The sequence below is a fragment of the Enterococcus sp. AZ194 genome (genome assembly GCF_051713825.1).
Taxonomy (GTDB): domain Bacteria; phylum Bacillota; class Bacilli; order Lactobacillales; family Enterococcaceae; genus Enterococcus_K.
This window is the reverse complement of record NZ_JBIOQR010000001.1, coordinates 748,622-762,378: the sequence shown is the minus strand read 5'-3', so window position 1 is coordinate 762,378 and position 13,757 is coordinate 748,622. Positions and strand designations below refer to the sequence as shown.

The 13,757-nt window shown below is 38.1% G+C and carries 10 protein-coding genes; 2 read left to right on the top strand and 8 right to left on the bottom strand.

Annotation, left to right across the window (positions count from 1 at the left end; translation table 11 throughout):
- Positions 1-19: 19 nt before the first annotated feature.
- Genes IGI37_RS03635 through IGI37_RS03625 form a run of 3 tightly spaced genes read right to left on the bottom strand, consistent with a single transcriptional unit; the run spans position 20 to position 4,743 of the window.
- The gene (locus IGI37_RS03635; protein WP_438760060.1) at positions 20-1,159 is read right to left on the bottom strand and encodes a GDSL-type esterase/lipase family protein; all 1,140 of its coding nucleotides are present in this window, start codon (positions 1,157-1,159) and stop codon (positions 20-22) included.
- A 10-nt stretch (positions 1,160-1,169) separates the two neighbouring features.
- Complete coding sequence (locus tag IGI37_RS03630) at positions 1,170-3,122, bottom strand: alpha-glucuronidase (RefSeq protein ID WP_438760059.1); 1,953 nt, start codon at positions 3,120-3,122, stop codon at positions 1,170-1,172.
- On the bottom strand, positions 3,109-4,743 hold the full coding sequence (locus IGI37_RS03625) for a glycoside hydrolase family 43 protein (RefSeq protein WP_438760058.1): 1,635 nt from the start codon (positions 4,741-4,743) through the stop codon (positions 3,109-3,111). The genes IGI37_RS03630 and IGI37_RS03625 overlap by 14 nt, the downstream gene beginning before the upstream one ends.
- Before the next feature lie 162 nt (positions 4,744-4,905).
- Here IGI37_RS03625 and IGI37_RS03620 point away from each other — a divergent pair, with 162 nt between their 5' ends.
- On the top strand, positions 4,906-6,078 hold the full coding sequence (locus IGI37_RS03620; RefSeq protein ID WP_438760057.1) for an ROK family protein: 1,173 nt from the start codon (positions 4,906-4,908) through the stop codon (positions 6,076-6,078).
- A 100-nt stretch (positions 6,079-6,178) separates the two neighbouring features.
- Here the strand turns inward: IGI37_RS03620 and IGI37_RS03615 are convergent, their stop codons facing one another.
- Positions 6,179-7,021, bottom strand: coding sequence for a DUF368 domain-containing protein (locus IGI37_RS03615; protein ID WP_438760056.1), 843 nt, complete (start codon positions 7,019-7,021; stop codon positions 6,179-6,181).
- A 128-nt stretch (positions 7,022-7,149) separates the two neighbouring features.
- Complete coding sequence (locus IGI37_RS03610; RefSeq protein ID WP_438760055.1) at positions 7,150-8,466, bottom strand: APC family permease; 1,317 nt, start codon at positions 8,464-8,466, stop codon at positions 7,150-7,152.
- 228 nt (positions 8,467-8,694) lie between these two features.
- Between IGI37_RS03610 and IGI37_RS03605 the strand changes: the two genes are divergently transcribed.
- Positions 8,695-9,312, top strand: a complete 618-nt coding sequence (locus IGI37_RS03605) for a hypothetical protein (protein WP_438760054.1) — start codon at positions 8,695-8,697, stop codon at positions 9,310-9,312.
- A 148-nt stretch (positions 9,313-9,460) separates the two neighbouring features.
- Here IGI37_RS03605 and IGI37_RS03600 read toward each other — a convergent pair whose 3' ends face one another.
- The 3 genes from IGI37_RS03600 to IGI37_RS03590 are packed head-to-tail and all read right to left on the bottom strand — an operon-like array spanning position 9,461 to position 13,621.
- Positions 9,461-11,686 carry a DUF4129 domain-containing transglutaminase family protein gene (locus IGI37_RS03600; RefSeq protein ID WP_438760053.1) on the bottom strand — a complete coding sequence of 742 codons (2,226 nt, stop codon included), beginning with the start codon at positions 11,684-11,686 and terminating at the stop codon, positions 9,461-9,463.
- Positions 11,664-12,683 (bottom strand): DUF58 domain-containing protein, encoded by a 1,020-nt coding sequence (locus tag IGI37_RS03595; RefSeq protein WP_438760052.1) that lies wholly within the window; start codon positions 12,681-12,683, stop codon positions 11,664-11,666. Before IGI37_RS03595 ends, IGI37_RS03600 begins: the two co-directional genes overlap by 23 nt.
- A complete protein-coding gene (locus IGI37_RS03590) occupies positions 12,683-13,621 on the bottom strand; it encodes an AAA family ATPase (protein WP_438760051.1) in 939 nt (312 codons plus the stop codon). The genes IGI37_RS03595 and IGI37_RS03590 overlap by 1 nt, the downstream gene beginning before the upstream one ends.
- Positions 13,622-13,757 lie beyond the last annotated feature (136 nt).

Sequence of the window (13,757 nt, the reverse complement as noted above, 5' to 3'; positions counted from 1 at the left end):
CTAATAGCACACTCGGATTTCAATTTTTTTCTTTTAGTATCAGTTGCAATTCAATTGTCTCTGCCACTTTCCGGCCACCTCTATCATTCAAATGTAACCCGTCTCCTGAATCATAAATTGCTGATAGTTGAGAAGGATCTTCATCCAAGCACACTGCTCGATCGAAATCAAAATATCTATCAAAACTGGAGTTGTTTCTTATCCAATGATTGATTTCTTGTCTATAACCTTCTAATTCCTCAGAAAAAAATATTGATTTTCTAAATGGCATTAGCGTTCCAACAAAACATCTTACTCCGTGAGAATGTGCGATTTCTGCGTACTGTTTTAAACCCTTAATAACATTGATTGTTGAAAACACAGACTTTCCAGAATCATTTTTGGCAGTTAGAATATCATTAATCCCATGAAGAATAATCACAGCATCAACTTCGCCTTCAGAAAACACTTCCTTTTCAAATCTGTATAATCCAGGAAGACCGTGTCGATTATATGGGTCGAAATTACTATCTGTTCCTGAAAGAATCCGACTTCCTCCAATACCACGATTGATTACTGCTGTGTTTCGAATTGATTTCTCAAGAAAAAGTTGTTTCACTTGATCAACTATGTAGCCTTGTTGAATAAGTGAGTCTCCGAAAAAAACTATTTTATTTGTTTCTAGCTTCTTTGGAACGTATACTCCTGAAATACCATATATATACTGCATCTTATGATTCTCTGAAACCATTCGAAACAGATTAACCTGCTCTTCAAATTTCTGATCCACTTTATTTTTTACTTGAGTGCAAGCTGTGGAGTAGTGAACAATTCCCCCAGTTAGCGCAACTGGTGCTGCTAAAAAGGTATCAATTTGAAGTACCTCTTTGGGCTGTATGTGATATTCGATAGGTTCGCTAAGTAATTCTGTTCCTGGAAGAATAGTAATATCTCTTTCTCCTAAAACAGATACCAAAACTGGTTGAGGTTTTGAATCACAACACACAGTCACACTTGAGAAGATAATCGGCTCTATACCATATTTATTGGAAAACTTAATGCGTATACTCTCACTCGTATGATTTAGCGCTATTCTTATTTGCTGATGGTCATTCCAGATTTTGGATGGCCAAGAGCGATAATCTTGTTGGTTATCACTCCAAATCTCTGTCCATTCCATTTCCTACTCCTTAAGAATAAATTTTTCGCCCTTGTTGATCAGGTATGCCAGATTTACGATAAAAATAAGTATTAATTTGATCACGCCATTCCACTGCAACCCTATATTGTTCCTGTAATAATCCTTTGACATTCCTATAAGATTCTTCATCCAATACACCCTCTAGGCTCTCCCAAGTTTCTTGATAATTTTTTACTCGCTCAACTCCTAGAAAGTGATTATCATAGATATCTTGTATCAATGTTTTTTTATTTTGTAATACATAATCATAGTTCACATGATGGAACCAAAGTAAAAATTCATCTGGACATGTTTTTAAATTATTATATTCATCGCATCTTGCTGCTGAATATTGAGTAACAAATTTGGTGCCTTGAACCGTTCGATTATTTCCAATACCCTCTCGATCAGCAAAATGATAGGTTCCCCAACGGTCATACTCATAGCCATCAATATCGGGTCCATAATGATGATTGGGCTTACACATAAACCCCACTCCATTTGGTGCATTGTACAATGCATAAGTTTCTCTTGAACTTGTTAATATCTCTGTGATTTTCTCATGTGCTTCTTTAGAAACTGAAAAAGTTAGTGTTGTCCAATTAGAAGCAATCTCTTCACTGGACAGTTGATTGTCCCAAGCTAACTGACCGTACGCATATAGATTACTTTGCATCAGCTTATGATGGGTCCAATTATTATCCATACCTACTACACCAACAGCACATATCCCAGAATGTTCCTTAACAGGAGAATTATTTTTTAATAATTTTTTGACGATACTTGGGTTATAGTCATATTTTGTATCAAAATCTAAAACCTCTTTCCACACTGGAACTTGATAATAAATTGCTTTTTGCTGTCCAGTATATTCTTGGGTTAATTGAAACTCAATAATGTGATTCGTCTTTCTCAAAGCACCAAATAGTGGAGATAATGGTTCTCTAACTTGGAAATCCAGCGGCCCTAGCTTGATTTGCAAAATAACATTATCATCAAACTTACCATCTAGTGGCAAGAAATTGTCATAGGCTGCTCGCGCACGATCAATTTTTCTATTTCTCCAGTCTTGAATACAGTCGTAAACAAAACAACGCCATATACATAAACCACCATATTTTTTTAAGATACGTCCAAACATATTTGCTCCATCATCATGCCCTCTACCATATTTAAATGGACCAGGCTCACCTTCAGAGTCTGCTTTTACAACAAAACCACCAAAGTCAGGAATTACTCGATATAATTTAGCGATAATATCCTTCCAAAAATTCACTACCTCTTCATCTAATGGGTCAGCAGTCTTTAATCCACCTATCTTTTTTGGCGAAGCAAAATTAATAGAAAGGAATGTTTTAATTCCATAAGAAGCAAAGATATCATTTAACATTTTTACTTCAGGTAGGCTTTCTTCCAAAATCAAGCGTGTCTCAATAGCATGAACATTCACATTGTTAATACTTAGTGCATTAATTCCTACAGAAGCTAACAGGCGTGCATATTGTCTGACTATGTTATAATCTTTCCGAAAGAGATTATCATTATAAAAAATAGATTTTCCTGCATATCCTCTTTCAATGGATCCGTCCATATTATCCCAATGGTTTATCATTCGAAAGGACTGATCAGGGATTGAACGGATTGGTCTTTCTATCGGCTTATTTAATTGTAATAACTCATATAATTTAAAGATGCCGTATAATAATCCCTTTGTTGTAGTTGCCTGGATCTTCATTTGACTGCCTTTAATTATTTGAAACCCCTCTGCACCTAGCTCTACATCGTCTACCAGTTCTATATTTATAGCCCCCGTATTATTGACTTCTTTGATTCCTTCAAAAAGTCGCGGCATTTCCTCTCGAATAGTCGAAGCAATAGGCCCTTCAGCTTTCAAGGTATATGTTTTTAGTTCGAACATATCAACTTTCTTTTTTAACCAACACGCATCTCTATCTATTTTCATACTCTTCTCCTTTTTCTTCATATCGAAAATAATCAAAGTCAGCAGGTAGTTCATAGCCAGAGTAGTCAATATTTACTACTCCTACGAATGCACCTGTGAAGAATCCCCCTGAAGTCTGCAAAACGTAGTCATCTGACAAAACTGCCGCATCAAACGTAAACGGTAATTCATTCCAACTGTTTCCATCAAAGGAATAAGAGTACGTATAAGAATCTGTATGAACTGTCGTTTTGAAATAGACAGATTCAAGGGATTCTGGTACGGCAATCACACGATTTTTCAAATAGCTTGTAAATCGCCCGCGATTGTTTTCAACTACTTCAATAACTCGACCTAGCTCTTCGTGCCAAGTCAGGTGAATCATTGACCAGTGTTTCGAATTATAATAATTTGTCAATCCTGCCATTTGCTGATACGTATATGGACGATAATCGACTTTAGTTTCCGCTTCAAAATTAAATGCTTGCCATCTTCGAGCCACTAATGATACTTCGTTCGTGCTCGTGAGAGAATCGCGTCCAAATAAGCGAAGATATCCTGGACGATCAGTCAATGAACCTAACCTTCTCGTAAATGGAATTCTTAATGTATTAAAATTGATATTTAACTTAGTTTCATCAAAATCATCTTTAACTTCTTGTACAGGTGGATAGGCTTGGGCATAAACATTTCTAGGTGCCTCAACGATTAAAGAACCTTGCCGTCCTCCAACAATATGTGGCCACCCGTTTTCATCCCACTGAACTTTTTGAATAGCCGTTTCACGCCCTAACGTACACCAACCTCTTGGGGCATGTGAAGATTCAGTTTTATGATTCCAAGGTCTACCTGTTAGGTGAGCAAAATACCATTCTCCATCAGGCGTATCTACCAGTGATCCATGTCCACATTTTTGTAATGCATTGTCCCCATCAAAAAAAGCCGTCAAAAATGTCTCATCCTGAGTTAAATAAGGACCGAATAATTCCTTCGACCTAGCAACCACTTCTTGATGTGCATAAATCGTTCCACCTTCTGCTGCAAATAAGTAATACTCATCATTAATTTTATAGATGTGTGGCCCTTCAGTCAGTTTCACATCTGTTCCTTTATAAACAATACGTGCTGTTTCTGGTAGTAATCTTTTTTCCTTTACAGAATATTCCGTTAATTTAATTCCGTTAAATGGATGATGATACTCTCGATGATCCCATTCCATTTGTACTAAATACTTTTTATCCTCATCATGAAATAAAGAAGCATCAAAACCAACTCCGTTTAATTTTATTGGCTCTGACCATGGTCCGCAGATATCATCTGCCGTAGTTAAATAATTTGTACAATCTTTAAAAGCCCCTTCTGTTACTTTGACATCTGCATAAACTAGCCAATACTTCCCATCAGCATAAGATAAATCTGGTGCCCAAACTCCTCCAGAGTCGACGTTACCACGCATATTCAACAACTCCACACGATTAAGTGGATGACTCACTAACTGCCAATGTACAAGATCCTTGGATTCATGAATCTGCACTCCGGGAAACCATTCGAACGTCGAATTTGCAATGTAATAAGTATCTTTAACCCGGATTATCGACGGATCAGCATTGAAACCTTTCAGTATTGGATTAATAATTTTCATTTTGAACCCCTCTTTATTTATATTAGGTTGATTTAGGTTGATTTGTACGATAAACTTACTTACAAAACTAATATATAAGTTTAAGTTTAAACTGTCAAGCGCTTTCAAATAATTATTTTCTATTTTTTTGAAAGCATCACAAAGAAAATAAAGGAGAACGTTATGATATCAACAAAACATTCAATAAGAGAAAAAAATGAAAGTAGTATCCTAAACGCAATTATCCATAACAAAGAAATCTCTCGTGCTTCATTATCCGAGTTAACCAGTATGAACAAATCATCTGTTTCATCTATCATTAAATCCCTTCTCGATGACGACCTAATATTAGAAGCCAGAGTTGGAGATGCTTCAACACAAGGGGGACGTAAACCAATTATGTTGCGGTTTAATGGGCAGTCAGCACTAGTTATCGCCTTTGATATAGCTTCAAATTACATTGAGGGTATGTTAGCTTATATCGATGGAACCATCATAAACAGTATTTCAAAAGACAATTATGCACTTTCTTCTGGAAATATTATTGTTGAAATGAGTCACATAATTGATCAGTTTATTATAGACCAACCAGAAACTACGCATGGGATTGTTGGAATTACGGCCGCCATTCATGGGATTGTAAATAACAATCTCATCGAATTTACACCTTACTATGACCTAGCAGACTACAATCTTCATAGCTTGATTAGTCAACAATATAATATTCCTTTCTTCATCTATAATGAAGCCAACTTAGCTGCCTTGGGCGAATATACCTTTTCTTCTGAATATAATAATTTAGTTAGTTTGAGTGTTCATAAAGGGATTGGCGCTGGCATAGTAAAAAATGGCGCCTTAGAGGTTGGTGAAAACGGACACGCTGGAGAAATTGGCCACACAATCCTTTTCCCACAAGGGCGCCATTGTCCTTGTGGGAATTCAGGCTGTACTGAACGTTATGCCTCAAACTCTGCTCTTTATGAAAAAATTGCCAAAATTAAAAACTATCATTTTGTTGATGCAACAGTTATTCAAAAATTGTGGTCAGAAAACGACTCAGAAACTATTCGTGAAATCGAACAAACAGCGAAATATATTGCTATTACACTGAACAATATCATCATGCAAAATGATCCAGAGATTATCATTTTAAATAGCTATCTGTATCGAAAAATCCCACAAATTGTAGAAATGATTATTAATGATCTCAATAGTCATTTCACAAAAAATATTGTTATTCGTAATACAGTTCTAAACGGAAAAGCGACTTTATTCGGTGGTATTGCAATAGCCGCACAAGAATTTTTGAAAATAAAACAGCTAAAGCTTTATCCTCACAAAATTCTAACCACCTAATCCATTTTCTCCTCCAAAAAAAGAGTCCGTCTGAGCCGCTTTTCAGCAGTTTCTCAGACAGACTCTTTTTTTGTGCATACTCGTAAATTGTCTAATTACTTTATTTATACTTATCTTCTAATTTGCTCATCCATAAACCCAACCAAGCACCTAATAGGAACAAAATGATACTCATGATTAATGTGACGACGTTTGAGCCAGAATAATCTGCCACAGGAGGAATCACAATTAGAAGCGTTGACGCTGCAACGATTCCAATAATAAAATGGTACACTTGTGAATGGAAATGTTCTAGCAACCATTCCATTATTTTTGAGAAACCTAAGACCACGATAATCCCACCAATCGCAATCGGTAAGAATACGCCCATAATATCAAAGGATTTAAAGCCTTTTAACATTGGATCATATAGGCCTAAGACTAACAATAGATTAGATGGGCTAAGACCTGGAACTAAGACACCTAATGCGATTAAACCGCCCGCAATCACAAACCCGAAAAAGTTTGCTGGTAACGTGCCTAATAAATCGTCCATAAAATAAAGGAAACAAAAGCCAATTACTAATGTACCCACAAACCAAATCGCATCGATTGGCCGACGCTCTCTCTTACTTGTTGATTCCTTTAATAGAGCCGGTAATGTACCAATAATCGCTCCTGCAAATCCCCATAAAACGACAATTTGAAAATTAGCCAATAACCATTCTAGAGGTTTTGATAACACACCAATCCCGACGATTCCACCAATTCCAACAGGTAAAAAGAAGAGGAAATTTTCTTTAAAATTTCTCGTTAAATGTGCCATAAAGCTTAACATTCGTTCATAAATTCCTAAAATTGCTGCAAGAACCCCGCCTGAAACTCCGGGTAAAATAAAGCCTAATGCAATAACAACGCCTTTAATAAATCTTGATAAGACACTTTCTGTTTTCTGTTTCTCCATGGTACTCTCCTTAATTGAACTGTTCGTTTGCAGATTGACTGAAACTTTCTAGCTATCATCTTTTTTCTGCAACAATAGTATAACTATACTTGAGTCAGGCGAATTTATAAAGCCCTATTATACAAAATTTAAGAGTTTGTTTTTTTACGGTAATAATACACAGGCACACCCAAAAGTGTCACACCAATCCCGATTAGCGCTAAAAGTGTTTGAGTGATTAATGTAGCAATCAGAATAAACAAAGCTCCGGCAATCGCCACGAACGGCACTAATGGATACAAGGGAACTTTGTAAGGTCGCTCCATATCTGGTTCTCGTTTTCTCAAAATGAAGACAGCTAAAAAAATTAACACGCTGAATAACCACATGACAAAAACCAACATATCCGTTAATAAATCAAAAGTACCCAGCTGCATCATCACCAACGCAATCACTAATTGGACGATGGCAGCTATGTAAGGTGCCACGAATTTTTTTGAAACTTTCCTAAACTGCTTACTAAAGGGGAGTTCATCAGCTAACGCCATCGCATACGGCACGCGAATCCCCGTCAAAGTATACCCATTCAACGCACCATAAACTGAAATCAAAATCCCCAACGTAACAAGCTTTCCACCGCTTGCACCAAAAATCACTGATGATGCTTCAGAGGCTGCATTTAAGTTCCCTGAAATAGCTTCAACAGGTAAATTTTTGAGAAAGGCTAGATTGACAACCGTATAGATTAAGGTAACAAAACTTAGACCTAAAATAATTGCTTTGGGCAAATCCTTGGCTGGACGTTTCATTTCTCCAGCCATCGCACCAACACCAAGCCAACCATCATAGGCAAATAATGTCGCTAACAAAGCCCCACTTAATCCTTCAAAAAATGAGACACCCTTTCCTGCTTCAATCGGGAATAGCGAGACGTTAACCTCGCCACTCGTTGTTAATCCCATCAAAACAATAATCGCAATGGGGATTAGTTTGATGACTAAAGTCAAAGATTGAACTGTCGAAGCGACTCTCGTTCCTAATAAATTCAAGCCCGTGATTGAGACGGCCGATAGAATCCCAATCGGTAATAAAAAACTTGTTGGTAAATGAAATAAATTCACAAATTGTGTGCCAAAAATAATCGATAATGCCGCAATATTGGCTGGAAAATAAATGAAGCCTTGCGCCCAGCCTAGTAAAAAACTAGGTAACTTACCATACGCCACTTCAATATATTTTACTGCCCCACCTGTTTCGGGGATAGCCGTCGCTAACTCCGCCACTGTTAACCCTGCACAAATCGTTAGGATTCCGCCTAAGATCCAAGCAAATATGGTCAAACTCGCTGATTGTGTATGTCCCACTACAGCTGCTGTTTTAAAAAACACACCCGCACCAATCACCGTTCCCATCACGGTAGACAATGCGCCAAATAAATTAATTTCTCTCTTTAATTTATTCTCCATAAATTCCAACCTTCCCTGTTTATAAATGTTAGTATACCTGTTGAAACAGCCCATTTCCATCTAAATTACAAAGAAAACGTTTCCTTTAAGTCGTAAAGATAAATCATCCTTGAGACTGAGGGAAAATCAATCATTTCCAAGTATACTTCAATTATGAAATCACAAATAATCAGTCAACTCTTTAGAAGACGAATACAAATAAATAACTTGAATGAAAGGTGCGATTAGATGAAACCTAAGCAAAAAGAGTTTTCGGCTCTATACAGCTTAAGAAAAAGAGAAACAAGTAATTCCCAGAAAATCAAAGCACAACAGAATACGATTTGGCATTGGGGAGCCTTGTTTTTATTTGCTTGTTTAGTCGTTGCTTCACCTATTCAACAGTTATTAATTGTTCTGGTTTTTGTTACTTGCAGTGCCATCATTAAAGGTCCTTTCATGATTATCTTGGGGACGCTCTATGCTTTTCTAGTCGGCTTGTTTCCGCCGATTGCATTGGCCATTTCTTTTCTATTTTTTATTCTTCAAATAGGTGAGTTGGTCAAAACATGGCGAGTATATCTAGTGGGGAGCTTTTTCTACCTCTATCCCTTACTCACGATGTTCCTTCGTCAATTCTTTTTTGCACAGACGCAATGGTTTCTATTTGCCGCCCTACTGCTTGGGCTTACCGCCTGTCATTTTCTTTTAAACTGGCTCTATAAAGAACGCGCACTTAGTCGTTCTGTGGCACTCTTTTTGTTTGGACTTCCTTATGATTTTCTCTTACTATTGTTGCCACATTCTTTCAAGAAAAAATACAATCTTGGAAAAAAATCAATGGTTTCTCCTCAACTAGATAGATAACAAGAACCTCCTATTTTCGGCTCAATAGACAAGCTTAGGCCGAAAAACAGGAGGCTTTTTTTATTTTCCGTTCCGCCCATTTTGTCGATTAGACGGCTGTTTCAAGTTGACTTTAGATGTATCCATGAGCGCGTCCTAATTGTGCCTATCACTCACATTTCTTATGCAACTGAGTTATTTGTTTTACTCGTGTACCTATCTGTTGAAATCGCCAATGACTGAGTTCTTTTGCTATTTGTTTTAATAATTTTCTTTGATCTGCAACTTTTTGCGTACTATATAGAGAGGTTTCATACACCACTGTCAGCTTGGAGAATGCCTGATTAAGCTGAGGAATCTGTTCTTCAACTTTCTGAGCATAGATTTGTAATGTTTGCCCCTCCGCACGTGGAACTAGACGATTTAACTTTTTCAAAAGATAGAGATAGCCGGTGTTCAAAGGATCTGCTGAACTCATTACACGCAGACACATCATCCAAAAAATTTGTTCTCGATACACTAGACAACTCCCTACCGCAAAACAAATAATCAATCCCACAACCAATAATGGTCTCATCGAATGAGTCGTTATATTGGTTGGTTTTGTTTCATCTGTCAAAGGCGTCGACTGCGCTTTACTGCTAGTTGTACTTGTAGACTCAGGTGTTGTCCTTTCAGACGAGCTATTTTCGGACTGCTGTGTCGTAGAAGACGTTTGATTGGTTCGACTGAGCTCTTGCAAGGGCTGTGTAAAGGATGGGGTTGGCTCAAAAGGTAACCAACCATACCCATCAAAATAAACCTCTACCCATGAATGCGCATCTGTGTTACGAACGGTGTATTTAACCGCCTCTTTGTCTGTCTCTGATTGAGTCACCTCACCTGGGGCAAAGCCTTTTACCCAACGCGCAGGAATCCCTAATGTTCGAAGCAAGATCACCATTGATGTTGAAAAATTATCACAATAGCCAACTTTTGATTCAAATAAAAATTGGTCCACATAATCCTTGCCTTTGTTGGTGTAAACAGCATCTATTTTCGAGTAACGATAATTTCCTGAGCTTTTCAAAAAAGATTCTATCGCAGTCACTTGGTCGATCATCGTTTGTTTGCCTTCAACTGTTTTCTGCGCTAACTCATGCACACGTATAGGCAACTCCTCTGGTAGCTGCAAGTACCTAGGCACCTCTTCTAAAGGTTTAATCGAGGAAAGCTCCTCATTGGTATAGCGCAAGCTTTGTATGTCCATTTTGATGACTCGTTGCTCTGAATAATTAATAGTATCAACGCGTCTTGTATCAGGATAGTAAGTAAACCCCTCTCCACCCTTTTCGATGCTCAGAGTTGTTTTGCCATAGGGGATGGGAACATATGCTGCAGACTGGTCGAAATGCAAACGAATCGTCTCCTCAGTCGTTACCTGTCCAGCATACTCCGAATCATCCACTTCCATCTCGGTAGCTAGTGGTTTAACAGTGGCAGCTGCCTCTGCATCTCCACTATCTATCCAGCCTAGCCCCGTATAAATGGTTTTGCTATCGATTCGCCAATAATAGTTTGAGGCTTGCGCTTTTGGTAGTGAGGTTTTCTGTGTTGCTTCAAATACGACTTGATGATCCTCCAAAATCGGGCCACCTAATTGTTCACTATTCTCGCTATAACCTGTTCTTATTGTGATTTGACGACCGCTTTGTTGAATGTAGTTATAGAATTCTTTTTCCTGTAAAAAATTTCGGTAGCCCGTACTTTGTTCAAAAATTGGTTTCTTAAAAACTTCATTAGGTAGGAAGATAGACACTACTGTCAGTGCACCTAATAAAAGACCCATTTGCCCCAAACTTTTCAACCGAATCTTTTCTGATTTTTGCGTTCGAGTCAGAGAATATTTTTGAAAAATTCCGATAGCCATCACAAGAATGATAGCCACAGAAAAATCCTGTTCATTTTGAATCGCTAGCATCAACAGATAGAGAACAATCATCCCAATACTTATGACTACTTGCTCATATTCGACTAAAAGCTCCATTAATAAAATAGACACCACGATCAGAATAACGACCACAACTGTTGTAAACTGATGACCGACTCCTCGATGAAGAAACAGCTCATACACTTGGTCTAATTGACTGATAAATGAATCGAGCCAACGAGTGAAGCCTCCCTTAGGAAAGGGAAAAAGAAGAAGCAAGTTAATAAACAAACTGAGCACATAAAAAATGAACCGAACAAATTTGGAAGGAAATAATAACGCAGTTGCTGCTATCAACCCAATACCAAAGTACTTCGCTAGTTGATTGTCAATAGTATAAATGACAAAAAACTGATGAAAGGCCAGTACAAAAGCAAGGTAGCTTGTGCAGGCTAGAATAAATTTACTTTGACTTCTGCGTTTCACGAACTCCCTCCCACTCTTTTATTAACTGGCGATAGACAACCACTGACATAGATTTAGAATCAATCATTTCTGCCAAATCGTCAGTTACTTCTGGAACAAATAAACAGATTCGCCTATTTTTCTTCTCAGGTATCGTAACCAATTTTTCTAGCGGTTGAATGTCTGCAAAATTTTCTGGAGAAGCATGATTTGAGGCGTTGAGTTCTTCACCTATTAAGAGAAATTCGACATGTTGTCGGTAGGCCATAAAAATTGTATAAAACAAACTCAAGGTTTCTTCAAAATACTGACTTTCTACCCCATAAAAAACAAAGGTCCACTTAACTGGTTCAAGCTTTTCATATTCTCTGAAAATCAGCTCTTGTTTACGACTAGAGAGCTTCCAATCAATCTGTTTAAGCGAATCTCCTTGCTGATACGCACGATAATTCCTCAGCAGATACGTCTGTTCACCTGAATGCTCCTTGTAAACTAGACCAGAAATGTTGGTCAGTACAGATTCCGCTGATGGATGAATTGCTGGCAAAACCAGGCAATCAACAGCCAGTTGACTGACCTTCTTTTTCTCAAACCAACCGAACAAATCACCACTAACCTGTTCCACTGACAATTGTTTTTGCCAGCCTCTAGCTGTTGGAATCATAGATAGCTCAACTTGCGTTTTTTGCCCATAATAAGAATCGATGGTTTGTCTTTTTTTCTCTGTTGGTACCTGAAGAATCAAATGTGAAAAAAAGAGCGGAATCGGCCCTTTTCGTTTGACGGTTATTTGAGAAGTTAGTCGCTCACCGACTGAGGCTACTCGTGGAACGCAAAGCTTCAATTGGAGCAAACGTAAAGGACTAATCAGTGAGAGAAGCTCGACTCCTGCAACTAGTGAAGCAAACACTAGCACGGCCCAACCAGTATCATTGGTAAACGTGATTGCATAGAAAAAAAGGATTATATAAGCGAGGCTAACTAAAATCAAGCGTCCAATCATCGTTTTTTTTCGCATTACTTACTCCTCACAGGCACGGGAACTTCCTCAATGATTTCCTCTAAAATTTCTGGTAGCGTCTTGTTCGCCACTCTTAATGATTTCAAAAGAACGCGATGGGAAAACACAGCTGGTAAAATCATTTGTAAGTCCCGCGGTGTCACAAAAGTCCGTCCTTCTGTCAGCGCATATGCCTTGGCGCCTCTGACAAACGCGATACTCCCTCGCGGACTAATCCCAAGCTCAATTCCTTCATGCGTGCGACTTTTATGAACTAAATCCAATGCGTATTCAGCAACCACTTCGTCGATATACACTTCATCGACTTGTTGTTTCAATTCAGTTAATTCAGAGAAATCAATCACTTGTCTAATAGCTTCTGCTGTCCTTGGGTTATTTTTCATCAGCTGCAACTCATCTTTGGCTGTCGGATAACCAATTGCTAGTTTGAATAAAAAGCGGTCTAACTGCGCTTCAGGTAAAGGATACGTCCCTTCATAATCAATCGGGTTTTGAGTGGCCATCACAAAAAAATGATCAGAAAGTGGGTACGTTTCTCCATCTATGGTTACCGCTCCCTCAGACATTGCTTCTAACAAAGCTGCCTGCGTTCTAGGCGAGGTTCGATTAATCTCATCAGCTAACAAGATCGACGTAAATATTGGCCCTTTTCGAAAATCAAATTGGTTCGTCCGACTATCAAAAACAGAAACACCTAGGATATCACTCGGTAATAAATCTGGCGTAAACTGAATCCTCGAAAAGTCACCGTGAACGGCCTTGGCAATCGCCTTCACCATAACTGTTTTCCCGACACCAGGCACATCCTCTAACAAGACATGCCCTCCTGCCAATAGTGCCGCTATTGTTAATTGCACAACCTTTCGTTTTCCCAATACAACCTTTTCCACTTCATCAATTAAACGTGTAATTTTTAAAAAGCTTTCTCTCTCCACAACACATTCCCCCCATTTTTAGCCATCTCTCTATTTATTAATCAAAAATTTGAATTATCTGAAAGTTTGATGTGATTGACTCATTTTACCACGGAATTTATGCTACAATCCAACCGTTATTAAATTGTAACAAAAA